22 protein-coding genes are annotated in these 25752 nt (G+C 55.4%); 7 read left to right on the top strand and 15 right to left on the bottom strand.

What is annotated here, in order from left to right:
• The first annotated feature begins 66 nt into the window (after positions 1-66).
• A complete protein-coding gene (locus LVJ78_RS10170) occupies positions 67-1245 on the top strand; it encodes an MFS transporter (protein WP_132952828.1) in 1179 nt (392 codons plus the stop codon).
• A gap of 377 nt (positions 1246-1622) precedes the next feature.
• On the opposite strand, the gene LVJ78_RS10175 is transcribed toward LVJ78_RS10170, so the two are convergent.
• From LVJ78_RS10175 to mqo, 6 genes are all read right to left on the bottom strand, one after another.
• Positions 1623-2054, bottom strand: a complete 432-nt coding sequence (locus tag LVJ78_RS10175) for an ExbD/TolR family protein (RefSeq protein ID WP_132952830.1) — start codon at positions 2052-2054, stop codon at positions 1623-1625.
• 3 nt (positions 2055-2057) lie between these two features.
• Positions 2058-2717: a MotA/TolQ/ExbB proton channel family protein gene (locus tag LVJ78_RS10180; protein ID WP_132952832.1), complete on the bottom strand. Its 660-nt coding sequence runs from the start codon at positions 2715-2717 to the stop codon at positions 2058-2060.
• 63 nt (positions 2718-2780) lie between these two features.
• Positions 2781-3572, bottom strand: a complete 792-nt coding sequence (locus LVJ78_RS10185) for an energy transducer TonB (RefSeq protein ID WP_132952834.1) — start codon at positions 3570-3572, stop codon at positions 2781-2783.
• Between the two features lie 190 nt (positions 3573-3762).
• Complete coding sequence (locus LVJ78_RS10190) at positions 3763-4560, bottom strand: lysophospholipid acyltransferase family protein (protein WP_132952836.1); 798 nt, start codon at positions 4558-4560, stop codon at positions 3763-3765.
• 83 nt (positions 4561-4643) lie between these two features.
• Positions 4644-5393, bottom strand: a complete 750-nt coding sequence (locus LVJ78_RS10195; protein WP_132952838.1) for a GNAT family N-acetyltransferase — start codon at positions 5391-5393, stop codon at positions 4644-4646.
• 578 nt (positions 5394-5971) lie between these two features.
• Positions 5972-7675 carry a malate dehydrogenase (quinone) gene (gene mqo, locus LVJ78_RS10200; RefSeq protein ID WP_132952840.1) on the bottom strand — a complete coding sequence of 568 codons (1704 nt, stop codon included), beginning with the start codon at positions 7673-7675 and terminating at the stop codon, positions 5972-5974.
• A gap of 307 nt (positions 7676-7982) precedes the next feature.
• Between mqo and LVJ78_RS10205 the strand changes: the two genes are divergently transcribed.
• Positions 7983-8420, top strand: a complete 438-nt coding sequence (locus LVJ78_RS10205; protein ID WP_132952842.1) for a GNAT family N-acetyltransferase — start codon at positions 7983-7985, stop codon at positions 8418-8420.
• A gap of 162 nt (positions 8421-8582) precedes the next feature.
• On the opposite strand, the gene LVJ78_RS10210 is transcribed toward LVJ78_RS10205, so the two are convergent.
• Positions 8583-9236, bottom strand: coding sequence for an FABP family protein (locus tag LVJ78_RS10210; RefSeq protein ID WP_132952844.1), 654 nt, complete (start codon positions 9234-9236; stop codon positions 8583-8585).
• Between the two features lie 163 nt (positions 9237-9399).
• The gene (locus tag LVJ78_RS10215) at positions 9400-9732 is read right to left on the bottom strand and encodes a cupin domain-containing protein (RefSeq protein ID WP_132952846.1); all 333 of its coding nucleotides are present in this window, start codon (positions 9730-9732) and stop codon (positions 9400-9402) included.
• Between the two features lie 213 nt (positions 9733-9945).
• Here LVJ78_RS10215 and LVJ78_RS10220 point away from each other — a divergent pair, with 213 nt between their 5' ends.
• Positions 9946-10500, top strand: a complete 555-nt coding sequence (locus LVJ78_RS10220; RefSeq protein ID WP_132952848.1) for a ZapG family protein — start codon at positions 9946-9948, stop codon at positions 10498-10500.
• Positions 10501-10788: 288 nt separating this feature from the next.
• Here LVJ78_RS10220 and LVJ78_RS10225 read toward each other — a convergent pair whose 3' ends face one another.
• The 3 genes from LVJ78_RS10225 to LVJ78_RS10235 form a co-directional block, all read right to left on the bottom strand.
• Positions 10789-11349 carry a cysteine hydrolase family protein gene (locus LVJ78_RS10225; RefSeq protein WP_132952850.1) on the bottom strand — a complete coding sequence of 187 codons (561 nt, stop codon included), beginning with the start codon at positions 11347-11349 and terminating at the stop codon, positions 10789-10791.
• Between the two features lie 131 nt (positions 11350-11480).
• Entirely contained in the window at positions 11481-12911 is a 1431-nt protein-coding gene (locus tag LVJ78_RS10230; protein ID WP_132952852.1) for an aminobutyraldehyde dehydrogenase, read from the bottom strand.
• Positions 12912-13015: 104 nt separating this feature from the next.
• Positions 13016-14407: a putrescine aminotransferase gene (locus LVJ78_RS10235; protein WP_132952854.1), complete on the bottom strand. Its 1392-nt coding sequence runs from the start codon at positions 14405-14407 to the stop codon at positions 13016-13018.
• A 357-nt stretch (positions 14408-14764) separates the two neighbouring features.
• On the opposite strand from LVJ78_RS10235, the gene LVJ78_RS10240 reads away from it, so the two are divergent.
• The 4 genes from LVJ78_RS10240 to LVJ78_RS10255 all read left to right on the top strand — a co-directional run bounded on the left by LVJ78_RS10240 (position 14765) and on the right by LVJ78_RS10255 (position 19670).
• Positions 14765-15244 (top strand): carboxymuconolactone decarboxylase family protein, encoded by a 480-nt coding sequence (locus LVJ78_RS10240; RefSeq protein WP_132952856.1) that lies wholly within the window; start codon positions 14765-14767, stop codon positions 15242-15244.
• A gap of 159 nt (positions 15245-15403) precedes the next feature.
• Positions 15404-16597 carry a 2-methylaconitate cis-trans isomerase PrpF gene (gene prpF, locus LVJ78_RS10245; protein WP_132952858.1) on the top strand — a complete coding sequence of 398 codons (1194 nt, stop codon included), beginning with the start codon at positions 15404-15406 and terminating at the stop codon, positions 16595-16597.
• A gap of 163 nt (positions 16598-16760) precedes the next feature.
• Positions 16761-18038 (top strand): acetate kinase, encoded by a 1278-nt coding sequence (locus LVJ78_RS10250; RefSeq protein WP_132952860.1) that lies wholly within the window; start codon positions 16761-16763, stop codon positions 18036-18038.
• Between the two features lie 411 nt (positions 18039-18449).
• The gene (locus LVJ78_RS10255; protein ID WP_132952862.1) at positions 18450-19670 is read left to right on the top strand and encodes an acetate kinase; all 1221 of its coding nucleotides are present in this window, start codon (positions 18450-18452) and stop codon (positions 19668-19670) included.
• 591 nt (positions 19671-20261) lie between these two features.
• Here the strand turns inward: LVJ78_RS10255 and tyrS are convergent.
• The 4 genes from tyrS to LVJ78_RS10275 all read right to left on the bottom strand — a co-directional run bounded on the left by tyrS (position 20262) and on the right by LVJ78_RS10275 (position 25588).
• Positions 20262-21530, bottom strand: coding sequence for a tyrosine--tRNA ligase (gene tyrS / locus LVJ78_RS10260; RefSeq protein ID WP_132952864.1), 1269 nt, complete (start codon positions 21528-21530; stop codon positions 20262-20264).
• Positions 21531-21554: 24 nt separating this feature from the next.
• On the bottom strand, positions 21555-22094 hold the full coding sequence (locus LVJ78_RS10265) for a hypothetical protein (protein WP_244802572.1): 540 nt from the start codon (positions 22092-22094) through the stop codon (positions 21555-21557).
• A gap of 477 nt (positions 22095-22571) precedes the next feature.
• Entirely contained in the window at positions 22572-24476 is a 1905-nt protein-coding gene (locus LVJ78_RS10270) for an acyltransferase family protein (RefSeq protein WP_132952866.1), read from the bottom strand.
• A gap of 632 nt (positions 24477-25108) precedes the next feature.
• Positions 25109-25588 (bottom strand): glycine zipper 2TM domain-containing protein, encoded by a 480-nt coding sequence (locus LVJ78_RS10275; protein ID WP_207894268.1) that lies wholly within the window; start codon positions 25586-25588, stop codon positions 25109-25111.
• Between the last annotated feature and the right edge of the window lie 164 nt (positions 25589-25752).

Consider the following 25752-nt stretch of genomic DNA (forward strand, 5'->3'; position numbering starts at 1 on the left):
ACTCAACACAACGGCTGCCGCTGCGCAGCCGTTTTCCTGTTTATACCGCACACGAAACGATAAAAAATGTCACACACCATCCCCCACCCGCGCTTGCTGCTGCTCGCGCTCGCGCTCGGCGGCTTTGCCATCGGCATCACCGAATTCGCCACCATGGGCTTGATTCCCTATATTGCCGCCGGGCTGGGCATCAGCGAGCCCACCGCCGGCCACTTGATCAGCGCTTATGCGCTCGGCGTGGTGGTGGGTGCGCCCTCGATTGCCGTGCTGGCCGCACGCATGTCGCGGCGCACGCTGCTTTTGTGCCTGATGGGCGCATTTGCCCTCGGCCACATCGCCACCGCGCTGGCCGACAATTATTCATCGCTCTTGGTGTGGCGCTTTTTAAGCGGCCTGCCCCACGGCGCTTATTTCGGAGTGGGCGCGCTGGTGGCCGCATCATTAGTGCCGCCGGCCAAACGCGCGCAAGCGGTGGGCATGATGATGTTGGGCCTCACCGTGGCCTGCACCATAGGCGTGCCGCTGATCAGCTGGACAGGCCAAGCCATCGGCTGGCGGGCGTGTTTTGTGATTGTGGCGGTGTTGGCGGTGGCCACCACCGTGTCGCTGGCGCTTTTTCTGCCCAAACAAGCCATGCGAAGTGGCGGCTCCAGCGCCATCCGCGAGCTCAAAGCGCTCACCAATAAGCAGGTGTGGCTCACCTTACTCACCGGTGCCATCGGCTTTGGCGGCATGTTTGCCATTTATACTTATATGGCTTCCACGCTGATGGAAGTCACCAAAGTATCCGCCGCGGTGGTGCCGCTGGTGCTGGCGCTCTTCGGCGTGGGCATGACGCTGGGCAACCTGATTATCCCGCGCTTTGCCGTGGGCAAAAAGCTGATGCCCTGCATTGCCGGCCTGCTGCTTTGGAGCATGGTGATGCTCGCGCTGTTTCCGCTGGCCGCGCACGATATCCGCACCATATCGCTGCTGGTGGTGCTTATCGGCATGGGCGGCGCCATCGGCACTTTGCTGCAAGTGCGGCTGATGGATGTGGCCCCCGATGCGCAAACCATGGCCGGCGCGCTCAACAACAGCGCTTTCAACGCCGCCAACGCGCTGGGGCCGTTTCTCGGCGGCTTAGCGATTAACGCGGGCTTCGGCTGGACGTCCACCGGCATTGTCGGCAGCCTTCTGGCCTTGGGCGGCTTAATCATCTGGTTTGCTTCTTACCGTTTGGAAAAGCGCACCGCAAGTGTTTGAAACCATTCAAGCTGCTTCGGCGGCATCAGCATCTATAGCCAAATGCAAGAAAAAGAAAAAGTGATACAAAACTACGCGCTATAACGGAGTAGCTTGGTTGTCAAACCCAATGTTTCAGACGGCCTGTGGGCTTGTTGGGTTTTCAACCCAACCTACCCGTTGTGTCACTTTTTTATGCATTTCATACCAATCCAAAAAAATAACCTAACTTCGTTGTCTCGCCTTGCCGTACTATCTGTACTGTCTGCGGCTCGCCGCCTTGTTAGCTTACTTTTTTGAATGGGTATCACTATATGCTGAATAATGCTGCACAATAAAACAGGCCGTCTGAAAGCCCACGCTTCAGACGGCCTGTTTACACAGCCGGCATAGCAAGCTTAATTGCCCGGCGTTTCTTCCGTTACAAAGCCCACTTTGCTCACACCGGCTTCGCGCGCGGCAATCAGGGCTTTGGCTACAAAATCGTAAGACACTTCTTTATCGGCGGCGATGGCCAAAATGGTGTCCGAGTTTTGCGCCTGCGCCGCTTGCAGCTGCGCGCCCAATTCATCCAAACGCAGCCCTTGCGTATCGGTGCCCAAATAATAGGCGCCGTTGGCATCGATGCTGAGCCGCAGCGGATCTTTGGGCTGCTCTTGCTGCTTGGCATGCTCGGAAGCCGTGGGCAGTTGCAGCGGAATCGAATGCGTGAGCACCGGCATGGTGATCATAAACACAATCAGCAATACCAGCATCACATCCACCAGCGGGGTGACGTTAATGTCGGACATCGGCGCATCTTCGCCGGAATTCATCGAGCCGAAAGCCATGGTTTAATCCTTTTGATTCAAAAGCTGCACATGCAGATCATGGGCAAACGCATCCATATTCTGCGCCAGGGTTTTGTTGCCGCGCACCAAAAAGTTATACGCCAACACCGCCGGAATCGCCACAAACAGGCCCGCGGCCGTGGCCACCAGCGCCTCGCCGATGGGGCCGGCCACAGCCGCAATGCTCATCTGGCCGCTGGTGCTGATGTTGATCAGCGCATGGTAAATGCCCCACACAGTGCCGAAAAGGCCGATAAAAGGCGCGGTGGCGCCGATAGAGGCCAGCGCGGTGAGGCCGCTGTCAAACGGGCGCAGAATCTGGCTCATGCTGTTGCGTATCTGGCGCACCAAATATTCATTCAGCGGCACGGCCGCGGCCATTTGCGTGTCTTTATGTTGGCAGTAATTGCCATGCGCGCGCACGGATGCCAGCGTTAGCTCGCTGATGGGCGACTCGATGCTTTCGGCCTGCACCACCGCTTCGGGCAGCGTTTGTGCATTCCAAATCAAGGGCTGCACTGCAGCATTGCCTTTTTTCGCCCGCCGCAGCTTGAGCGCGCGCACGATAATCACGCTCCATGTGATGATGCTCATCAACACCAGCACCAAAAACACACCCATCAACACATAATCGCCTGATTCAAATACCTGTCCTAAATCCATTGTTTTCTTCCCAACTTAAATTAATCAAATCCGTCTGTTTTGCCTTGGTGGCAGGCTGCAGCCTTATTGCAGCTTGAAGCTCACCGGCACCGTGTATTCCGTCCAGCCGTTGGGCTGGAAGCGGCCGTTTTTTCCCGCATTGCGGGCGGCACGGTCGAGCCGCGCAAAGCCGCTGCTCTTGGCCACGCCGACATTGGTAACCTTGCCATCGGGCGACACCATAATTTTCAACACCACCGTGCCCTCTTCGCCGTTTTCTTGAGAAATCGTCGGATAAGGCGGCCGTGCAATCGAGCCGGTGGCGCGGATGGCGTTGGCCGCGCTGCTGCCGGCACCAGAGCCGCCGCTGCCGCCTGCTTGGCTGCCGCCGGCACCGCCTTCGCCACGTGCACTCGAATGATTGCCGCCGCTGCGCTCGCCGCTGCCGCGGCCTTCTGCGGCGGTGATTTTGGCTGCGGGCCGCTCGGCAGGCCGTTCAGCAACCTGCTCGGCAGGCTTGGGCTCGGGCGTTTCCTGCTTCGGCTTCGGTTTAGGCTGTTCAACCGGCTTCGGCTTTTCCGGCACTTGGCGGATATCGGCTTTGTCGTTTTTCGTCACCACCGGTTTGAGAACCGGCTTGGCCGGCTCCAGCGGGCGCGGCTTGGGCGGCTCCACTTTGGGCGGGGGCGGCGGCGGCGCAGGCGCGCTTTCCGGCTGCCCGCCGCCGCTGCCCAAATCGCTCAAATCCACAAATTCGATATGCTGCACCGTCACCTGCGCGGGCTTGGCCGATTGCCACAGCAAGCTCATCAAGCCGATGTGCAGCAAAGCCACCAAGGCAAACACCGACGGCGTTAAGATATGTTCGTTTTTCATAGCCGCACAATATTAATGGAAATAATTCCCGTTTACAACCTAAATATTGATTTTATTTACATCTTGCACAATCATTCAGCATACGAAGCAAGCCCAACAGCATACATCCCATACACAACACACAAAACATCAAGGCCGTCTGAAACCTTTTCAGACGGCCTTGATGCCTTACTGCTTTGTGTTGTCGCCATTATCCATCCGCAGACCATTCAGCCGCAGCTTGCGCCCTGCCCGGTTCCGCGACCGGCCGCACCGGCACCGATTCGGCCAGCTTAGCCGCCAATTGCGCACGCACTTCGGCCGCCAGCTCGCGCCGGCTGCCCTCCGCGGCCAGCGGCGGCAGAAAATCGAGCACCACCACGCTTTGCGGCTGCGCCACAATCGCGCGCAACGACTGCACAAAGCTGGTGTCGCCGCAATAAGCCATCTGCTCGTTCAGGCCGCCATCAGCCAGCGGATAGCAGCACAACACCGGCATCACCTTGGCCTGATGATCCAGCGCGATTTGAAAAAAGCTGCTTTTAAACGGCAACACCACATCGCCCACGGTGGTGGTGCCCTCAGGGAAAATCGCCACCACTTCGCCATCACACAGCGCCTGCGCGGTTTGCGCCACTTTTGCCCGTGTGCCGCCGCTGCGCTCGCGCGACACAAACACCGTACCCGCCTTACGCGCCAGATAGCCCGCCACCGGCCAATGCGCCACCTCGGCCTTAGCCACAAAGCGCGCCGGCACCACCGCATTGACGGCAAACACATCCAGCCACGAAATATGGTTGGCCGCCAGCATCAGCGGGCCTGCTTCAGGCGCGGGCGGCACGCCGTTTACCTGCAGGCGCACGCCGCAAATATTCAGCAGCTGTGCCGACCAAGCGCCGATGCGCGCCAACTGCCGCTGCCGGCTCAGCCAGGGAAACCACAAAGCCATTTGCAACACGCCGCCAAGCATATGCAAACCGACCAAACACAAACGAAAAACAGTACGCATAAAAAAGGCCGTCTGAAACCTTAAACCACCAAACCATTAAGGGCTGTTCACCAAGCGCCTTTCAAGCAGAATGCTTTGGCAAACTATTTGGAAAAATGCTTGAGATAGCGCGGGCTCACCCGCGACATCGGCATCATAATCAACACATCGGCGCAGTTAAAATCCGCATCCCAAGCCGGCTCGCCGCAAATATACGCGCCCGCGCGCAAATAGCCTTTAATCAGCGCCGGGCATTCGGCCGCCACATCATCGCGCAAGGCCGGCAAGGGCAGCGGCAAATGAGGAAACACGCGATATTCGGGCGGGCACAAATAAGTTTGCGCCAACTTTTTATACAGGCTGGCCGCAAAATGGCCGCCATCGGCCATGCTCATGCTGCCGCAACCTATCATATATTCCAGCCGCTCGGCCTGCATAAATTTCACCAACCCCGACCACAACAACATCACCGTGCCGCCGTGTCGGTAATCGCGGTGCACGCAGGCGCGCCCCAATTCCACCGTGTGCGGCAGCAAATGGCGGATGCGCGCCAAATCGAATTCGCTCTCGCTATACCAACCGCCCAGCGCACGTGCGCCTTCTTCGGTGAGCAAACGATAGCAGCCCACCGCGCGGCCGCTGTCTTCATCGCGCACAATCAAATGGCGGCAATATTCATCGTATTTATCCACATCCAAACCGTTATCGCTCTTGATATCGGCGCCCATTTCTTCGGCAAACACCTTATAGCGCAGCCGCTGTGCTTCTTCTATATCGGCATCGCAGCGCGCCAGCGCCACCGTTAGGCGGCCTTGCCCGGCCGTCGCTTGATTTCGAGCATCACGTTGCAGCATCGCATCTCTCCGTTTCTGAATCTGCTGATTTATTTTTCAACAAGAATGAACCAAATCTAAAAAACAAGATAACAAGGCAGCGAGCCGCAAACATTACCGTTCGGTTTTTTAGGTTTGACATTGCCCATCACCAACGCACCCTATCACCATGGCTTGAATTTAACACTTTACAAATCTTTGATGACAGCTACATGAATGTTTGATGTCTTTATGCTAAAAATATGAACAAAGGCCGTCTGAAAAGTTTCAGACGGCCTCACCTTCATGCCCTGCAGGCCAACCACGATGATTTCCCGCACAGCATCGAAAGCTCACTCGAACTGAAAGAAAATGAGCGTCGCATTTCACTATAGTAGAATGCAAGAAAAAGTGATACAAAGCCACGTACTATCACGGAGTAGGTTGGGTTGATAAACCCAACGTTTCAGACGGCCTGTGGGCTTGTTGGGTTTTCAACCCAACCTACCCGTTGTATCACTTTTTTATGTATTTCACGATATTAAACGGCATCGCCAAACGGCTTACTTATATAAAAAAACCGGCTCTTTCGAGCCGGTTTGCGCTTTCAGACGGCCTGTTTACATGGCCTGCTCTTCTTTATTCAGGTTTTTTTCATCGTTGGCCGCCGGTGCCGCCGGGATAACGGGCGGCATGGCTTGGGCGGGATTGGGGTGGTTTAAATCGGCCGGCACTTCGATATACGGCAGCTGCAAGGTTTCGCTGGTGGCGCGGCGGATTTCATTGGTGAGCGCCGGGCTGCTGTTGATTTGCCGGCCGTAGGAGGGCACGATTTCTTTAATGCGCGCTTCCCAGCCTTGTGCCATCTGCTCGGGAAAAGCTTTGGGCAGCAAGCCCAGCATAATGGAAGGCGAAGTGGATGCGCCGGGCGAAGCACCTAAAAGCGCGGCAATGGTGTGGTCTTTATCGGCCACGATTTCGGTGCCGAATTGCAGTACGCTGCCTTTTTCCAGGTCTTTTTTGATGATTTGCACGCGCTGGCCGGCGGTGATCAGCTTCCATGAATCGGGCTTGGCGCTGGGGTAATATTTCAGCAATTCGGCCTGGCGGTCGCTGTCGGTAAGCATGGCCTGCTGCACCAGATATTGCACCAAATCAAGATTTTCCACGCCCACAGCCATCATACCGGCAACGTTGTGTATGTTCACCGAGCTGAGCAAGTCAAACCAGCTGCCGTTTTTCAAAAACTTGGTGCTGTAAAGCGCAAACGGGCCAAACAGCATGGTTTGTTTGCCGTCGAGGAAGCGGGTGTCCAGATGCGGCACCGACATCGGCGGCGCGCCGGTTTCGGCTTGGCCGTATACTTTGGCGCGGTGTTGGGTGGTGAGGCTCGGATTGTCAAACGACAAGAACTGGCCGCCCACGGGGAAACCGGCATAGTTTTGCGCTTCGGGAATGCCCGACATTTGCAATAGCTTCAACGAGGCACCGCCTGCGCCGATAAACACAAATTTGGCTTTCACGGTTTTCTCTGTTTGCGTGGCCAAATCGTATACGGTCACGTTCCAGGTTTTATCACTGTTTTGGCGCAAGGCGCGCACTTCGTGTTGCAAGTTGAGCTTGAAATTGGGCTGTTTTTGCAAAGCGGCGGTGAGCTGGTTGGTAATCACGCCAAAGTTGACATCGGTGCCCAAAGGCATATAGGTGGCGGCCACTTTTTGCTGCGGGTCGCGCCCTTCAATCAGCAAAGGCGCCCATTGGCGGATTTGCTCTTGATCGGTGGAAAACTGCATGCCGTAAAACATCGGCTGCTGCACCAGCGCGGCATGGCGCTTGCGCAAAAATTCGATATTGGCATCGCCCCATACAAAGCTCATGTGCGGCGTGGCATTGATAAAGTCTTGCGGATGGCTGCTCAGGCGGCCTGCACGCACTTGATGCGCCCAGAATTGGCGCGATACTTCAAATTGCTCGGTAATGCGCACGGCGCGGTCGGTTTTCACCACGCCGTTTTTCTCGGGGGTATAGTTTAATTCGGCAAAAGCAGCATGGCCGGTGCCGGCATTGTTCCAGCCATTGGAGCTTTCCAAGCCCACCGCATCCAGCCGCTCAAAGGCTTCGATGTTCCAGTCGGGCTGTAATTCTTGCAGGAAAGTGGACAGCGTCATGCTCATAATGCCGCCGCCGATTACCACCACGTCTATCGGCTTTTCGTTTTCGGCTGCGGGCACGCTGCGTTGGTAGAGCGGCCAGTTTAAAAAAATCAAGGCGGCTGCCAGCACCGCCACGATGAGGTATGCGAAAATTTTGATGATTTTTTTCATAATGCTTTTCATCTGGGAAAAAAGAAGCACTATTTTAACATGACCAATTTGATTTAAATCAAATTTTTATGATTTCTATCTTGACAACAACAGCATTGACTTTCACAAACCACTTTATTTATTAACAACCTTTGCAAAACCTCAGTGTTCACATTGACAAACCCAGCGTTCAACCTTAGGTAAAATCTGATAAAAATCAATAAAATCCGCCATTAAGATTTAATGAAGCAGAATCCTCATTTCGTTGCGCTTGCATGGCCGCACCACTATACTCTGTCTTTCAACAGCAACCGAAAGACAAAGCCTTATGAATATCCGTAAAGCGCAGCCCGAAGATCATCACGCGCTTCTGGCTATTTGGGAGCAATCCGTGCGCGCTTCGCATGATTTTTTATCAGAACAAGATATCAGCCGGCTGCTGATTGTGGTGCGCGACCAAGCCCTGCCCTGCCTTGAAGTGTGGGTATTGTGCGATGAAACAGAAACACCCATCGGCTTTATGGGGCTGAGCGGCAACAAGCTCGGGGCTTTGTTTATTGCGCCCGCCCGCTTTCGGCAAGGTGCCGGCAAGCTGATGCTTCATTATGCACGCAAATTGAAAGGCCGGCTGCTGGTGGATGTGAACGAGCAAAATCCTCAGGCTGTGGCCTTTTATTTGGCCAATGGATTCGCCGTTTCCCACCGTTCGCCCACAGATGCCCAAGGGCGCCCATTTGCGCTGCTGCATTTGAGCGAACCCGATTAGGCCGCCCACCATTCGATTTGAGCGCACGCATATACATCACAGGCCGTCTGAACTTTTTGTTTTCAGACGGCCTCTTTCTCAAATCACATTGCTGCTGCATTTATTGCCTGCACCGTTTAAGCAGATGCACTTTATTTATTTTTTAGACGGAGCGCATGCTGTTTACCCCGCAGCCTTGGCCTTCATCGCTGCCAGCGCGGTGGGATTGGGCGTGGCTTCGCCGATTTTGTGCAAGGTGTTTTGATCGGTGTGGGCAAAAGGTGCGGCATAGCCCGGCACAATCAGCGTGGTGGTTTGCTGATACGACCAAGTGCCGTCATCGTGCAGGGTGATGGTGATGCGGTAGTGATCGGTTTTGAAGGCATGTTCGAGAAAGGGATTAGAGCAGATGCCGTTTTCGGTGCTGCCGCGCACGGCTTCCACGCTGAAGGTTTTGTCATCTGCCTTGGCGCGGCCGGTAGCCATAGCGGTTTGGCCGCGCGGAATGGTGAGGGTTTGTATCAAATTACCGGTGGCCGGCTCCCACAGCCAATAGCCCACTTGGTCGTGAAACGTTTCCACTTCGCCCGGCTGCACGATATGGAGATGGTAGCGCAGGCCGTAAAAAAGCTGCGGGCCGTTGGTTTGGCCGTCGATGGGCTGCATTTCAGCGTGTTCGATATAGGCATCGTGTTCGGGGCCGTCGGCCTTGGGGTTCACATCATGGCCGGCCGCGCCGCGCCAAATGCCGGCCAGACCGGCAAGCGGGCCGAGGTTGGCGAGGGTGTCGGGGTCGACTTCGGGCTCGGTGTAGATGTCTTTGGGAAAATCAGTCATGTTGTTTAGCCTGTCGGATAAGGGTAAAAATCACGGTAATGGCAATATATTAATACAATCACCCGCAGGCGCAACCATTTGCCGCCGGCGCCCGAACATTATTTTGAGCATGCTCAAGATAATGCCAAGCCTAAAAATAAGATCAGCAAGCGGCGCCGGTAGGTTATTTTTCAGGTTCGGTATAAAACACCGCCAGCCAAACAGTGGGCATATTCGGGTCTGTTTGCACCACCCTGTGGCGGCAATGCGCAGGAATGTGCACATAATCGCCGGCTTCAAGAGCCGTTTCGCGGCCATCGGCAAAAGCGAGCCGCGCGTTGCCCTGCACCAGCAACACCCATTCGGCTTCTTCTTGGTCATACCAAAAATCGGCAGGCGAAGCGTGGCCGTGGGACACAATGCGCTCGATGCGCACGGTCGGGCTTTGTAAAAGCGTTTCAAAGGCTTCTTGCGCCTGCCGATCGGGCAGCGGCCGGCAGAGATTACGGCTGTGCATCAATATTTTCCTTCTATAGTTAAACATTGCCGGGCAACCATGATGTGATTCTATAATATTTCCATACTAGGCCGTCTGAAACATGGGTTTCAGACGGCCTGATATTTTTAGGCTGCCCACTTGTTGCGTCAAGCGCTTCGTTGGTAAGATAGCTTTGAAAGCCTGATGGCGGCTTGAAACACCATATCCGGATAACCTATAGAGGAGAACACCATGAATGCAGATTTGCCTTGGGGCTTGCAATTGGCGCTGGCAGCGCTGGCCGGTTTGGCGCTGGGCTTGCTGGCGATGTGGCTGATATTGCGGCAAAACAGCGCCAAACAAAAAGCACACGAAGCGCTGGCACAGCAATTTAGCGATTACCGCCATAAAGTGGACCAACATTTTGTAGACACCGCCGCCGCCGTAGACGAGCTCAACCGCAGCTATCAAAAAGTGGTGCAGCATCTGAGCGCCGGCGCGCAAACCCTGATGGGCAAAGAAGCCTTGCAAGAACAATTGGCGCAGCGCAGCAATAAAGCGGTAACGGTGTCTTATCTGGCCGCAGCAGCGGTGGAGCCGCTGGCGCAAGAGAGCGATGCCGGCGCGGCCGTGCAGGCCGCAGCAGCGGCCAGCGAGCCTGTGTTGCCGGCCGACAAAGAAATTATTCCACCGCCGATCGATCCGGAAGAGCAAGAGCCGGTGAGCGATGTGCCGGTGATCGATGCGCCGCCCACTTTGGCGATTGAAGAAGAGGATGAACACGAGCCCAAAGTGCCGAGAATTTAAAAAGCACCGAGAATCTAAATAATATGATGTAAAAGCCAAAGGCCGTCTGAAACGTTTCAGACGGCCTTTGGCTTTTGATTCATCCGTAGGTCGGATGCTTGAATTCGACACTTACCCGAAGCGCAAGACATTCCTGTTTTCCGCCTTAATGTTTAGCCTTAACGACCCTATGTCGGATTCGAGCATCCGACCAACGCATGGCTTCTCCACAATGTGTGCCAAACATTAAGATTGCATGCAGAGGCCGTCTGAAAGATTAGTTTCAGACGGCCTTAACAGCATCAATCATCAAACCATTTCCAGCAGCTCATCCGTGCTTTGCACTTGCGCATAACCGAATTGCAGCGCCGCCATAAAAGCCGCATGCACTTGCGCGGCCGGCACTTTGATACCGCCCCATTCCATCGCCAGCGTGGCGCAGGCATCGTGGGCGAGGTGGCATTCGTAGCCCAAATCGGCTGCAGCGCGGGTGGCTGCATCGATGCACATATGGCTCATCGCGCCCACGATAAACAGGCGTTTGATGCCCCGCTTTTGCAATTGCGCCTGCAAATCGGTGCCGAGAAAGCTGTTGACATGGTGTTTCAAAATCACCGGCTCGCCCTCTAGCGGCGCCATGCTTGCGTGGATTTGCGCGCCTTCGGAGCCGGGCTGGAAAAACGGCGCATCCGCGCTTGAAAACTCATGGCGGATATGGAAAACCGGCAAGCCTTGCGCGCGAAATGCCGCCAAAAGCTTGGCGCCGTTTGCCGCGGCGGCTTCGGTGTTGTCCAGCGGCCATTTTGCGCTGGGAAAAGTGGGAAAATAATCGTTTTGGAAATCCACAATCAATAAAGCGGTGTCGGACATTTTGCTTTTCCTTATCTTTTGATTTAAGCGCTGAAACATGGTTTGCAGGTTTGCTGGTTCAATTAATAAACCTGCGGCAACTGCCAACGAATCAGGCCGTCTGAAACCTTTCAGACGGCCTTGCCCATTCCTTACAGCGCCACCATCACATGCTTGGTAATCAGATAATCGCCCACGGCTTCGGCCGACAAATCTTTGCCGAAGCCCGATTGCTTGAAGCCGCCGTGCGGCGTTTCCGAGGTGAGCGGCAAGTGGTCGTTTACCCACACGGTGCCGAAGCGTAAATCGGCGGCAAAGCGCATGGCGCGGGCCACATCGGTGGTGAACACGGATGAAGCCAGGCCGAAGCGCACATCGTTGGCCATGGCCAGCGCTTCTTCGTCGGTTTTAAAGGTTTGGATGGTCATCACCGGGCCGAACACTTCGTTTTGCACGATTTCGGCTTTTTGATCCACGCCGGTGAGCAAGGTGGGGCTGTAGAAATGACCGCCGCCGAAATCGAGCGTGTGTCCGCCAAACAAGGCTTTGGCGCCTGCCGCTTGGGCGCGCTCGACAAAGCCCGCCACGCGCTCGAGCTGTTTGGCGGAAATCAGCGGTCCCATCATCACGCCTTCGTCAAACGGCTGCCCCACTTTAAACGCCTGTGCTTGTGCCAGCAGCGCTTCGGTGAATTTTTCTTTTACCGATTCGTGCACCAAAATGCGGGTGGCGGCGGTGCAGTCGTGGCCGGAATTGATAAAGCCGCCGAAGGCCGCTTTTTCGGCGGCGCGCTCGATATCGGCATCTTCAAACACAATTAGCGGCGCTTTGCCGCCCAATTCGAGGTGCACGCGCTTGAGCGAATCGGCGGCGCTACGCATAATGAATTTGCCGGTGTCGCTCGAGCCGGTGAGGCTCACCATTTGAATATCGGGGTGCGCTACCAACGCTTTGCCGGTGTCGGCCGCGCCGGTGATGATGTTCAACACGCCGTCGGGCAGGCCTGCTTCTTGGGCGATTTCGCCCAGCAGCAAAGTGGTGCGCGGCGTCATTTCAGAGGGTTTGATGATGGAAGTGCAGCCTGCGGCCAGGGCGGGGCCGATTTTCCAGGCCGCCATCAGCAAGGGGTAATTCCACGGCGCAATGCCGGCGCTCACGCCGCACGGCTCGCGGCGCAGCATAGATGTGTAGGCGCTGTTGTATTCGCCGGCGCTGCTGCCGCCGGTGTCACGCGCGGCGGTGGCGAAAAAGCGCAGGTTGTCTACCACAAAAGGCAGGTCGCCGCCTTTGCTGATGAATTCATAAGGCTTACCGGAGTCTTCCGTTTCGATTTTTGCCAACTCATCGGCGCGCGCTTCGATGATATCGGCCATTTTCCACAACACGCCCGAGCGCTCGCCCGGTGTGGCTTTCGACCAGCGCCCGTCGTCAAACGCGGCTTTGGCCGCCGCCACGGCGGCATTCACTTCCTGTTCGCCGGCGGTGGCCACTTGCGCCACGGTTTTGCCCGTGGCCGGGTTTTCCACATCTACCGTGCCGCTGCCGGCCTGCCATCGGCCGTTAATCCATAATCCGTATTCCATTGCTTTCTCCTCGAGATTCAGTGAACATCAATTGACTGGGCATTGCTGAAAATAGGTTTTCTGTTTTCTTTAATAAGAATAAGGCCGTCTGAAATCTCAGCGCTTCAAGCCGATTCGCTCACGCTTTTTAATGTATCTTCCAGCCGCACCAACACTTCATCCAGCAATTCATAAGGAATATTCAAGGCCGGCTCCAGCCGCACCACCGATGAATTGTTGAGTGTGCCCGAAGTGAGCACATGGCGCTTGAACAAGCCCGACACCACTTTATAGCCGATTTCGTCGTTTTCAAACACCATCGCCAAAAGCAGGCCTTTGCCGCGGATGTCTTTCAGGATATGCGGATATTTGTTGCGCAGCATGCCGATTTTTTGCAGCAGATAATCGCCTTTTTCGGCAGCCTGCTGCGGCAGGTTTTCTTCCAGCATTACCCGAATGCCGGCCAATGCGGCGGCACAAGCCAGCGGGTTGCCGCCGGTGGTGGTGGTGTGCATAAAGGGGTTGGGCTCGAGGCAAGACCAAATCTCGGCGCTCGAGAAAAAACCCGACATCGGTACCACGCCGCCGCCCAGCGCTTTGCCGAAGCAGATGATATCGGGCGCCACGCCCCAATGATCCACACCGAAAATTTTGCCGGTGCGGCCAAAGCCGGTTTGCACTTCGTCGGCAATCAAAAGCACGCCGTAGCGGCTGCAGATTTCGCGCAGGCGCGGCCAATAATTATCGGGCGGCACAATGGCACCGGCCTCGCCCTGTATCGGCTCCACCACCACTGCTGCCACATCCATGCTGCCCACCGAGTCGGCAATGCGCAAAAGCTGCTCCACCGCGTCGGCATCGCCATAAGGCACGTGGCGCACGCCGCCGAGCAGCGGCAAAAGCGGCTCGCGGTAAACAAATTTGCCCAAAAGCGAGAGCGCGCCCAGCGATTTGCCGTGAAAGCCGCCGGTGGTGGAAATAAAGCCGCGCCGACCGGTGTAGAGCTTGGCGAGCTTCATCGCGCCGTCTACCGCTTCGGTGCCGCTGTTGGCAAAAAAGCCGTATTGCAATTCACCCGGAGTGAGCTTGGCAATCACTTTGGCCAGCTGGCCGCGCAGGGGGTCGAGCATTTCCTGGCTGTATTGCGGGCTGCGGTCGAGCTGTGCTTTCACCGCTTCAACGATTTTCGGGTGGCGGATGCCGGGGCTGTAGAGGCCGAAGCCGCCGAGCATGTCGATGTATTCGCGCCCCATAATGTCGCGCAGAATCGAGCCTTGGCCATACCAATCGGTGAGGGCGAAATCGGCGGTTTCAGTAACGGATTTGCGATAATTGAGAAAGCCGCGGTTAACGTGGTGGGCAAAATTATCCGCCACGTTGGACGACACCCAGCGGCGCTGTGTGTCGCTCAATTCGTTTTCCGGCGTGTTGATGATGTCGAGCATTTGCGCAGCTTCATTCAAAGCGGCGTTGATATCTCTATCAGCGGGATGTGTGTGAGAAGGGGCGGTAGACATAAATTCTCCTGGCATGCGGTTGGGTTTGGCAGCCGGAAAATTTTTTATCAATCAAAATGGGTAAAACAAGGCCTGAGCGGCTGTTAACACCAATAAAATTTACCGGCTGGAAAAAAACGGTTCATGGTTGCTGTGTTTGAGAAATCAATAGAAAAAAGAGTAGTGCAGACAATCTACCCTTTTTGATGAAGGGCAGTCAAGAGGGGCTGCACGCCGAATCTGCAAGCGTGATGGCGCTGCCCTGCCGACCACAGGCCGTCTGAACCAAAAGCGTTCAGACGGCCTGTGTAATAAAGGCAGCACCAGCGGCAAGCCATGGTATATTTTCAAAGTTTCCATTTTAAAGAAAGCTGCCGCATGAATAACCGTGCCGACTATTACACCCTCGCCCCCGCTGCCGCCAACGCCATGCTGGCGCTGGAAGAAGCCGTGGCCAACGCCTCTATCGAACCGAGCTTGTGCGAGCTCGTGAAAATCCGCGCCTCGCAGATAAACGGCTGCCTGTTTTGCCTCGATATGCACAGCAAAAGTGCCAAAAAAGCGGGCGAGCGCGAATTGCGTTTGTGCCACCTGCCGCTGTGGCGCGAATCGCCGCTCTTCAGCGCGCGTGAACAAGCCGCGCTGGAATGGACCGAAACCCTCACCCGCCCCGGCAAACACGGCGCCACTGATGAAGATTACCAAAAGCTGGCCGCCCATTTCTCGGAAAAAGAAATCGTCGACCTCACTTTTGTCATCAGCACCATCAACGCCTGGAACCGCTTGGGCGTGGCCTTTCGCAACCGCCCCGGCGCGATGGACAAAATGCTCGGGCTGGAAAATGTGATGCCCGAATAGCCATATTCCCCAATGGCCGTCTGAAACTTTTCAGACGGCCATTTTTGCAAACCAGCCAAACAAAGCCCTTTAAACTACATCACATTACAGCTACAATGCCGATAAGTTTATTGCTATCATAACAACATCATAACAACAGATTCTCGCAAAGGAAAACCCATGAGCACCCCCTTCCCCCCCCAAATCAAAATCCCCGCCACCTATATGCGCGGCGGCACTTCCAAAGGCATTTTCTTCAAGCTCGATGATTTGCCCGCCGCCGCGCAAACACCCGGTGCTGCGCGCGACCGCATCTTGCTGCGCGTGCTCGGCAGCCCCGACCCCTACGGCAAGCAAATCGACGGCTTGGGCAACGCCAGTTCCTCCACCAGCAAAGCGGTGATTTTAAGCAAATCGGCCGAGCCCGATCACGATGTGGATTACCTTTTCGGCCAAGTATCCATCGACAAACCTTTTGTCGATTGGAGCGGCAACTGCGGCAACCTCACCGCCGCCGTAGGCGCGTTTGCCATCAGCAACGGCTTGGTCGATGCCGCGCGCATTCCTTCAGACGGCCTGTGCACGGTGCGCATCTGGCAGGCCAATATCCGCAAAACCATCATCGCCCATGTGCAAATCACCGGCGGCCAAGTGCAGGAAACCGGCGATTTCGAGCTCGACGGCGTGACCTTTCCCGCTGCCGAAGTGCAAATCGAATTTCTCGACCCCGCCGATGACGGCGAAGAAGGCGGCGCCATGTTTCCCACCGGCAATTTGGTTGACGAGCTCGAAGTGCCCGGCATCGGCACCTTCCCCGTCACGCTGATTAATGCCGGCATTCCCACCATTTTCCTCAACGCCGCCGACATCGGCTACCAAGGCACCGAGCTGCAAGAGCACATCAACAGCGATGAGCAGGCATTGGCCAAATTTGAAACCATCCGCGCTTACGGCGCGCTGAAAATGGGCCTGATTGCCGACATCAGCGAAGCCGCTGCACGCCAGCACACGCCCAAAGTGGCCTTTGTGGCCGCGCCGCAAGATTATGTTTCCTCAAGCGGCAAACCTGTGGCCGCCGCCGATGTGGATTTGCTGGTGCGTGCGCTGAGCATGGGCAAGCTGCACCACGCCATGATGGGCACCGCCGCCGTGGCCATCGGCACCGCCGCCGCCATTCCCGGCACGCTGGTCAACCTGGCGGCCGGCGGCGGCGGGCGTGAAGCCGTGCGCTTCGGCCACCCTTCCGGCACCTTGCGCGTGGGCGCACAGGCCAAGCTGGAAAACGGTGAATGGAAAGTGACCAAAGCCATCATGAGCCGCAGCGCGCGCGTGATTATGGAAGGCTTTGTGCGCGTGCCGGGCGATTGCTTTTAAACCCTTTCATACGGCCTCAGCCTATATTGAGACCATCTGAACCATCACATTTTCTGATGGCGTTAATCGGCAGAAACGATTTCACAAAAGCACCCGCTTTGCATTACATTGCGCAGAGCAAAAATACAACAACACAAGAAAAAACAAAGGAGAAACCCCCGTCATGGTTCAAGAAAACCACAAACTGATTCTGGTATTAAACTGCGGCAGCTCATCGCTCAAAGGCGCGCTGCTTGACAGCATCAACGGCGAGCTGATTTTGAGCTGCCTGGCCGAAAAGCTCACCACGCCCGAAGCCTATATCACCTTCAACTATTTCGAAAACCCCAAAGTGCAGCCCATCGGCCGGCGCTCATGGTTTGTCAACAAAGCCGGCGGCGACAAACACCGCGTCGAGCTTAGCGGCAAAACCGACCACACCGGCGCCGTAGAAGCGCTGTTGGAAGAATTGAAAGCCCACGACCTGCAAGGCCTCGTGGCTGCCATCGGCCACCGCGTGGTGCACGGCGGCGAAAAATATTCAGGCTCGGTGATGATCACCGACGATGTGATTGCCACGCTCGAAGAATGCATTCCGCTCGCCCCTCTACACAACCCGGCCAACCTCACCGGCATTCACGCCGCGCAAGCCATTTTCCCCGGTCTGCCCAACGTGGGCGTGTTTGACACCGCTTTCCACCAAACCATGCCCGAGCATGCCTACACCTATGCCGTGCCGCGCGAGCTCTACCGCCAATACGGCCTGCGCCGCTACGGCTTTCACGGCACAAGCTACCGCTATGTGGCGCAAGCGGCCGCCGATTTACTCGGCAAGCCGCTGAAAGACACCGCCTTGGTGATTGCCCACTTGGGCAACGGCGCTTCCGTAGCCGCCGTGCTCGGCGGCGAATCGAAAGACACCAGCATGGGTCTCACCCCGCTTGAAGGCTTAGTGATGGGCACCCGCAGCGGCGACCTCGACCCCGGTGCCTACGGCTTTATCGAAGAAGCCACCGGCATGAGCGCCAAAGAAGTCACCGACATGCTGAACAAAAAATCCGGCCTCTTGGGCATTTCCGAATTATCCAACGATATGCGCACCATTCAGGAAGCCGCCGCCGACGGCCACGAAGGTGCCAAACTCGCGCTGGAAATCACCGCCTACCGCCTGGCCAAATACATCGCCTCCATGAGCGTGGCCACCGGCCGCCTGGATGCAGTGGTGTTCACCGGCGGCATCGGCGAAAACTCCAGCCTGATTCGCGCCAAAACCATCGGCTATCTGGCCATACTCGGCTTAGAGCTTGATGAAGAAGCCAACGAAGCCACCCGCTTCGGCAAAGCCGGCATCATCACCCGCGCCGACCGCACGCCCTGCGCCTTGGTAGTGCCCACCAACGAAGAGCGCATGATTGCCTTCGACACCCGCAGCCTCTCGGGCTTGGAAAGCCCCGCCGCTTAAGCCACCTGCCCGACACAGGCCGTCTGAAACCTGTTTTCAGACGGCCTTAATATTTTAGGTTTGGCACAACTCATGCCAATCCAAAAAAATAACCTACCTTCGTTGTCTTGCCTTGCCATACTCTTGCCGTACTATGGTGGAATGCATAAAAAAGTGACACAACGGGTAAGTTGGGTTGAAAACCCAACAAGCTCACAGGCCGTCTGAAACGTTGGGTTTGGCAACCTAACCTACCCGTTATAGTGCGTAGTTTTGTATCACTTTTTCTTGCATTCCACTATATCTGTACTGTCGCAGGCTCACCGCCTTGTTAGCTTACTTTTTTGGATTGGTATCACTTTTGCCAAGCTGCTTTTTAAAACGGGTATCGTTATTGCCAAACCGCCGCCCCGGCCTTGGGAGATTTTTTCCATGGAAGACCTGATTCTGGTTGTGAATTGCAGCAGCAGCCTGTTTAAAGCCACCATTCTCAACAGCCGCAGCGGCGACATTGTGCTTAGCTGCCTGGCTGCCAAGCTCGGGCAGGCCGATGCCTACATCACCTTCAACCGCCGCGGCAACCGCAGCACCATCTCGCTGGCCGAGCAGCCCGATCATCACGGTGCCGCAGCAGAATTGCTGGAAGAAACCCGCATTCTCGGCATCGAGCGCCGCATCCGCGCCATCGGCCACCGCGTGGTGCACGGCGGCGAGCATTATTCCGACTCGGTGCGCATTGATGATAAGGTTATCGCCGCGCTCGAAGCCTGCATTGCGCTGGCGCCGCTGCACAATCCGGCCAACCTCACCGGCATCCGCGCCGCGCAAGCCGCCTTTCCCGGGCTGCCCAATGTGGCCGTGTTCGACACCGCCTTCCACCACACCCTGCCCGAACATGCCTACACCTACGCCGTGCCGCGCGCGCTCTATCGCGAGCACGGCCTGCGCCGCTACGGCTTTCACGGCACCGCCTACCGCTACGTTACCCGCGAAACCGCCGCCATACTGGGCAAAAACATCGCCGACACCGCGCTGGTGATTGCCTACTTGGGTGCTGGCTCCTCCGTGGCCGCCGTGCTCGGCGGCGCATCGCAAGACACCAGCATGGGCCTCACCCCGCTGGAAGGCTTGGTGATGGATACCCGCAGCGGCGACATCGACCCCGGCGCGTTTGAATTTATCGAAAACGCCACCGGCCTGAATTCCGCACAAGTCACCGCCCTGCTCAACCAAAAAAGCGGCCTGCTCGGCCTCTCGGAGCTCAGCGCCGACATGCGCATCATTGAAAAATCAGCCATCCAGCAAGGCCACGCTGGCGCTTTATTGGCGCTGGACGTGAGCGCCTATCGGCTGGCCAAATACATCGCCGCCATGTGCGTGCCGCTGGGCCGGCTCGATGCCTTGGTGTTCACCGGCGACATCGGCGAAAACGCCGCCTTTTTGCGCGCCAAAACCATCGCCCACCTCGGCATTTTGGGGCTGCGGCTCGATGATGAAGCCAACGAAGCCACCCGCTACGGCAGAGGCGGCGCCATCAACCGCCCGGGCAGCCCCTGCATTTTGGTGGTGCCCTCGCACGAAGAATACATGATTGCACAAGACACCTGCCGGCTGGCGGGCCTAGATCAAGCCGACCAGCGGGAAGCAACCTGAAAACGCCATTTATTTCATGCCCATTAAAATATAATGCATTGAAATACAATATTTATTGCCAAAACCTGATGCCGTCTGAAAGCTTTCAGACGGCATCTGTGCGTAAGTCGGATTCTCGAATCCGACACGTGTTCGCAAAACAAGGTTTTCAGGGTGGCGGCAAATGTCGGATACCAGCATCCAGCCCTCCACTCACTTAACAACCAAGGCCGTCTGAACGCTTTCAGACGGCATCTGTGCGTAAGTCGGATTCTCGAATCCGACACGTGTTCGCAAAACAAGTATCAGGGCTACGGCAAATGTCGGATACAAGTATCCGACCTACCACTCATTCAACAACAAGGCCGTCTGAACGTTTAATGTTTCAGACGGCCTGTGGTTTGACACCCTCAATATGCGGATATTTTACGGCACCCACACCAATGCGTAGGTCGGATTCCCGAATCCGACGCTTGTTCGCAGAACAAGGTTTTCAGGGCTACGGCAAATGTCGGATACCGGCATCCAGCCCCCACTCACTTAACAACCGCAGGCCGTCTGAACGCTTTCAGACGGCCTGCGGTTTGATACCCTCAATAAATATGCGGATACTTACTGCGCCCACACCAGCAAAGCATGATTGCGTTTGCCGCGGCGCACAATGGTGTATTTGCCGAAACGTTTGTCGGCATCGGCGAGCACATAAGCATCGCTGCCCACTTTGGCGCCGTTCACCACCGCCGCACCTTGCGACACAAAGCCGCGCGCCTCATTATTCGATTTGGCCAACCCGCTCTGCACCAAGGCCTGCACGATGTTTAATTCGCCCGACACTTCAAATGCCGGCAAACCGTCGAGCGCGAGCTGCTCGAAATCGGTTTCAGTCAGATTGCTTTGGTCTTCGGCAAACAGGCTGGCGGAAATGCGTTGCGCCGCTTCCAGCGCCGCTTCGCCGTGAATCAGGCGGGTCATTTCTTCGGCCAAAATGCGTTGCGCTTCGGGCTTGGTGCCGCTGGCCTGGTCGGCCGCCTCAATCGCATCAATCTCTTCCACGCCCAAAAAGGTGAAATATTTCAAAAATTTATACACATCGGCATCGGCCACTTTGAGCCAGAATTGGTAAAACTGATAAGGCGAGGTTTTCTTGGCATTCAGCCACACCGCGCCGCCTTCGGTTTTGCCGAATTTGGTGCCGTCTGATTTGGTCACGAGCGGCAGCGTGAGGCCGAACACGCTTTGCTGATTGAGCCGGCGTGTGGCATCGATGCCCCAAGTGATGTTGCCCCATTGGTCGGAGCCGCCGATTTGCAGCATCACGCCGTGGCGCTTGTTCAATTCGGCAAAATCGTAGCCTTGCAGCAAGGCATAGGCAAATTCGGTAAACGAAATGCCCACATCATCGCGCTCGATGCGCTGCTTCACCGATTCTTTCGCCAGCATTGCATTCACGGAAAAATGCTTGCCGATGTCGCGCAGAAAATCCAAGCAGCCCATGCCGCCGAACCAATCGTAATTATTGGCCATAATCGCGGCATTATCGCCCTCGAAGCTCAAAAAAGGCTCAAGTTGGCCGCGGATGCTTTGCACCCATTGCTGCACGGTTTCCAAAGTATTCAGGCTGCGCTCGGCCGCCTTGAAGCTCGGGTCGCCGATCATGCCGGTGGCTCCGCCCACCAGCGCCACCGGCGTGTGGCCGGCCAGCTGGAAGCGGCGCAAGGCCAGCACCGGCAGCAAATGGCCGATGTGCAGGCTGTCAGCCGTGGGATCGAAGCCGCAATAAAGCGCGATTTTCTGCTCGTTGAGCAAGGCATCGAGCGCTTCGGCATCGGTGGTTTGCGCGATCAGGCCGCGCGATTGGAGGTCTTGGATAATGGATTTCATAACATCTTCATCAATTGGGATAGGTTATTTTGAATTTTTGTATTTGTGTTTGATGCGGCGCCAAATAATGCTGCCGGCGGATTTGTTTTCCCGAACCGAGCCCGCTTTATCAACCGATTGGAAATCGGCGCCGTGCTCGCGAATATAGGCCAAACGCGTCTGATGCATGCGGTCTGCCGGATCCAGCGCATAAAACACCGTGGCAGCGCCCGTTTCGCCAAACGGAGTAGGTTTGAGCTGCTCGAAAATCAACCGATCTTCCGCATCGCCCTGCTCATTGGGCGAATCTGCCCACAAATATAAAATATGCGCCACTTTGGTTTTATCGAGCAACAAGCCCGAAGGCCGCACGAATCCGCCGAAATTTTCTGCATACACCCCTTTATCGGGGCCCACGCTTTCCAACAAATCCACGCACAAGCCCTGGCTTTTATTGCCGTCTGAATAAATACAGTGGGAAAAAGCCCAAGTTCGCCCTTGCAGCGCCTGCACAGTCAAGCGGCAATGCTCGGGCGCAAGCCAGTCGTCATCGTCCAAATACATCACCAAAGGCGAATCAGCCAAAAAAGACAACACCGTGCGCAATGAGCCGCCATAAAAACACCGATGAATACCGCCATGCCTTCTAGAAGTGGAATATCCCGGATCAAACCAGAGCAGTGAGCAATTGGGTGGACATGCTTTTTGCAGCTGCTTCTGCCATTGGCCGCTTTTCCCGCTTAAATCTTTATCCACCCCGATTAAAACTTGGATGCGCCCGGAAAAATCTTGTTGAAACACGGAATTCACTGCACGCAATAATGACTTTCTGCACACCGTTACAACCACCACGGCAAGATCATGCATATCAACCCTTATAACGAATGGCGGTTCTCTTCACCGCCATTTATTTTATCCGTCTGTCCGAAGCCGGTTTGGCATCATCATTATTTCCCCAGCCTTAGCCGCAACCGCATTCAACCGCCGGGAAAGCTTGATATTCTAACATATTTTCAGACGGCCGCCGTTATTGAGCCGCCTGCGTTTCATTTTCAGACGGCATTATCGGGCAGCCTGTGTCTGTTTGGTTTGCAGCCCCGATGGCAGCAAGCTAAACCGTGCACCATAACGCTTTGCCAATTCAGCACCGGCAAACGGATTTATATGATCCAAATCCGCATAAACCGGCTTGCCGTTGAATAAAAAATTGTCCGGCAAAAAAGCTTGGGCATCAACGATATGCACATTGCCGTGCTTTGCTGCTACCGCCCGCATAGCCGCATTGCCCGCATCCACATTGTCATCTTGTTTGTGTAATGTGCGCACAGGCGCCCACATCGGCAGGTTGTGCTGCAATTTATACGCACGCAAGGCCGAATATTGGATAGCCGGATTATCGGTAAACAGATACACCGTTTTATTTTCTGCCGCAAAATGTGTCAATGTGGCATCCAATTTATCGAAAAATTGCTCATCATAGCCCACCGACAGCTTATCGGCTTTGATTTGATTCCCCCAGCGCATGGCCAGCATCACGATAGGATATTCAGCCAAATGCTCATCCGCATATTGATGCACATTCCGGCAAGATGCATTGTTATGTAAAACACGCGCATCATATTTTCGCACAAAGGCGCAAGTATCCGCAGAAACCAATTTGGCCGACCAGCCTTCTTTTTTGCCCATTGCATCAATAAAGGTTTTGTATTGGTCGGCATGGGAATCGCCCAGCATCAACACCCAGGGCGGCTCGCCCTCAGCGCCCCACACACATTTTTTATGCAGCGTGTTGTGGCAGGAAGTGTCGGCGCGCGCCAAACCTTGTTGCCGGTATTCCTGAATCCATGCCGATTGCTGAAAGCCGGCCACCGCCACCGCCACCATTATTGCCGGCAAGGCATAAAAGCCGGCAAAGCTTCTGGCAAAGCCCGGCTTCCATGATTTTATCGGCTGCTCCACACCATAATAAGTAATCAGTGTGCAAATCAGCATCAAAATCGCCAAAGGCAGCAGCCAAGCATCAGGCAGATGCTCAGTGCCGCTGAGATAGCGTGCAAAAGCCAGCACCAAAAAATGCCACAAATAAAGGGAATAAGAAATCAAGCCCACCCACACGAGCGGACGCCATTGAAACAGCTTTTTAAAGCGGTGGTCAAACCCATTGTAATAAATCAATGCCGCCGTGGCCGCACACGGCACCAAACCGGCCCAGCCCGGAAAATACGGCATGCCCGGGTGATAAAACCACAAACAAGCCAGCAATGTCAGGCCGGCCAGCAGGCTGCCGCAAGCAGCTGTTTTTTCGCCCGGCTTTTTACCCGCCAGCGTTTGCTGCTGCACAAAAACCGCCAGCATCGAGCCGGTGAGCATTTCAAAAGCCCGCAAATGCGGCAGATAATATTTATCCAAACCGGTCGGAATATAGGCTGCCAGCAAGCTCATCAACATCAATAGCGCCATAAACAGCATCTGCTCACGGTAGCTGCGGCGGACCACCAACAACAGCAATATCGGAAACACAAAATAATATTGCTCTTCTACCGAAAGCGACCAGATATGCAAAAGCGGTTTTTCTTCCTGCGCCGGGTCGAAATAGCCCTGCCCTCGGGCAAAATAGAAGTTGGCGGCAAAAAGCACAGATGCCAAGGCCGAGCGGCTCAACATCGCAAAATCGTCCGGCGTAAACAGCATCGCGCCCAACACCAGCGCGGTGAGCACCACCACAAAAAACACCGGCAAAATCCGCTTCATCCGCCGCACATAGAAATTTTTAAATGAAAAAACACCGGCATTCATTTCCCGATGCAATATCAGCGTAATCAGAAAGCCGGAAATCACAAAAAAAACATCCACACCCAAAAAACCACCCGGCAACCATGTTTTGCTGAAATGGAAGCACACCACCGACAAAACGGCAACCGCGCGCAATGTATCGATATCTGCACGATAAGTTAAAGCTTTGCTCATTTTATTTATCTTCACCAATAGCCTGACGCAATGATTGATTTTAAAATGAGGCTGCCCGCCCGATGGTTTTATTCTCGCAAACGGTTTTATTTATGTGTTATCTGGTATAGATTAAATGGCTGAACAAAAATACTTTATTCCTTTGCCGGCACCGGCCCAGGCGGTCTGAAGTTTTCAGACGGCCTTTTGCGTGTTTCCTTTTGCGTGTTTATTGATAATGGCTGTTCAAAATATCGCCATACAAAATAAATAATAAGCACCTACCCGGCATTGCACCCAAGGGCGTCCTGACCATTCATCCGTACGTAAGATTTTGAGCGCAAAATCGTGCTTGCAAAGCGAAAAACGCGGCAGGCGCGTTTTGAGCCAAAAATTTGCTGTGTGCTGAAATGTGAACAGACCCTAGGGTCTGCTCACATTTCATCCGCGAGTAAGATTTTGAGCGCAAAAGCGTGGCTGCAAGGCGAAAAGCACAGCAAGGTTGAACACCTTGCGCGCATTTTCAACGCAGCAGGTGCGTTTTTGAGCCAAAATATTGCCGCGTGATGAAATGTGAACAGACCCTAAAGTGATGTCCACAAAAAAGAGCACATTTGCGTGCTCTTTTTTGTGGATACAAACCATTGACCCACTTAACGATGCCCGTGCCCGCGCGCCATGCCGGAGCGGCCGTGGCCGCGTCCGTTTTGCCATTGCTGGTGGCCGTAGCGGCTGTTGCCGCGTGCGTTTACATGTTGGTGGCGGTAGCTGTTGTAGGCTTGATAGCGGCGCGCTTCTTTATCGCGCAGCATATCGCGGCGCACGGCTTCGCGATATGCGTTGTAATCGCGGCGGCTTCTGAATTCGCGCCCGCCGTAGTAATAGCGGTTGTTGTAATAGCCTTCGCGGGTGTAGTTGCTGTTGTTTTTGCTGATTAAGTTGCCCAAAAGGCCGCCGGCAGCGGCGCCGAGCAAGGTGGATTGCATGTCGCCGCCGATCAGGCTGCCGGCCACGCCGCCCACAGCAGCGCCGACAATGGTGCTTTCGGTGCGACCCATTTCGGCCATGGCCAAAGGCGCGGCCGCCATGCTGGTGGCGGCGAATAATGAGATAAACAGTTTGCGCGCGTTCATAATGATTCCTGCGTTGTGTTGAAATGGTTTGCCGCATGCCGCTCTTTCAGACGGCCTTTGGGCATGTGCTCATTATGAACAGAAACCGCCCGGAAAGTGCCGCGCTTTAGCAAATTTTTAATCTCACTTTACCGAAAGCGGCCGCTGCGCCGTTGCGCTTTACC

The sequence above is a fragment of the Uruburuella suis genome (assembly GCF_022870845.1).
In the GTDB taxonomy this organism is placed as follows: Bacteria; Pseudomonadota; Gammaproteobacteria; order Burkholderiales; family Neisseriaceae; genus Neisseria; species Neisseria suis.

What these genes read in the sequence shown, in the direction of transcription:
- LVJ78_RS10230 (WP_132952852.1), bottom strand. Translation starts at nt 12,911, where the DNA reads ATGGAATACGGATTATGGATTAACGGCCGATGGCAGGCCGGCAGCGGC.
- LVJ78_RS10215 (WP_132952846.1), bottom strand. Translation starts at nt 9,732, where the DNA reads ATGCACAGCCGTAATCTCTGCCGGCCGCTGCCCGATCGGCAGGCGCAA.
- LVJ78_RS10175 (WP_132952830.1), bottom strand. Translation starts at nt 2,054, where the DNA reads ATGGCTTTCGGCTCGATGAATTCCGGCGAAGATGCGCCGATGTCCGAC.
- LVJ78_RS10180 (WP_132952832.1), bottom strand. Translation starts at nt 2,717, where the DNA reads ATGGATTTAGGACAGGTATTTGAATCAGGCGATTATGTGTTGATGGGT.
- LVJ78_RS10250 (WP_132952860.1), top strand. Translation starts at nt 16,761, where the DNA reads ATGGTTCAAGAAAACCACAAACTGATTCTGGTATTAAACTGCGGCAGC.
- LVJ78_RS10170 (WP_132952828.1), top strand. Translation starts at nt 67, where the DNA reads ATGTCACACACCATCCCCCACCCGCGCTTGCTGCTGCTCGCGCTCGCG.
- LVJ78_RS10195 (WP_132952838.1), bottom strand. Translation starts at nt 5,393, where the DNA reads ATGCTGCAACGTGATGCTCGAAATCAAGCGACGGCCGGGCAAGGCCGC.
- tyrS (WP_132952864.1), bottom strand. Translation starts at nt 21,530, where the DNA reads ATGAAATCCATTATCCAAGACCTCCAATCGCGCGGCCTGATCGCGCAA.
- prpF (WP_132952858.1), top strand. Translation starts at nt 15,404, where the DNA reads ATGAGCACCCCCTTCCCCCCCCAAATCAAAATCCCCGCCACCTATATG.
- LVJ78_RS10270 (WP_132952866.1), bottom strand. Translation starts at nt 24,476, where the DNA reads ATGAGCAAAGCTTTAACTTATCGTGCAGATATCGATACATTGCGCGCG.
- LVJ78_RS10190 (WP_132952836.1), bottom strand. Translation starts at nt 4,560, where the DNA reads ATGCGTACTGTTTTTCGTTTGTGTTTGGTCGGTTTGCATATGCTTGGC.
- LVJ78_RS10220 (WP_132952848.1), top strand. Translation starts at nt 9,946, where the DNA reads ATGAATGCAGATTTGCCTTGGGGCTTGCAATTGGCGCTGGCAGCGCTG.
- LVJ78_RS10210 (WP_132952844.1), bottom strand. Translation starts at nt 9,236, where the DNA reads ATGACTGATTTTCCCAAAGACATCTACACCGAGCCCGAAGTCGACCCC.
- LVJ78_RS10185 (WP_132952834.1), bottom strand. Translation starts at nt 3,572, where the DNA reads ATGAAAAACGAACATATCTTAACGCCGTCGGTGTTTGCCTTGGTGGCT.
- LVJ78_RS10240 (WP_132952856.1), top strand. Translation starts at nt 14,765, where the DNA reads ATGAATAACCGTGCCGACTATTACACCCTCGCCCCCGCTGCCGCCAAC.
- mqo (WP_132952840.1), bottom strand. Translation starts at nt 7,675, where the DNA reads ATGAAAAAAATCATCAAAATTTTCGCATACCTCATCGTGGCGGTGCTG.
- LVJ78_RS10235 (WP_132952854.1), bottom strand. Translation starts at nt 14,407, where the DNA reads ATGTCTACCGCCCCTTCTCACACACATCCCGCTGATAGAGATATCAAC.
- LVJ78_RS10255 (WP_132952862.1), top strand. Translation starts at nt 18,450, where the DNA reads ATGGAAGACCTGATTCTGGTTGTGAATTGCAGCAGCAGCCTGTTTAAA.
- LVJ78_RS10205 (WP_132952842.1), top strand. Translation starts at nt 7,983, where the DNA reads ATGAATATCCGTAAAGCGCAGCCCGAAGATCATCACGCGCTTCTGGCT.
- LVJ78_RS10225 (WP_132952850.1), bottom strand. Translation starts at nt 11,349, where the DNA reads ATGTCCGACACCGCTTTATTGATTGTGGATTTCCAAAACGATTATTTT.
- LVJ78_RS10275 (WP_207894268.1), bottom strand. Translation starts at nt 25,588, where the DNA reads ATGAACGCGCGCAAACTGTTTATCTCATTATTCGCCGCCACCAGCATG.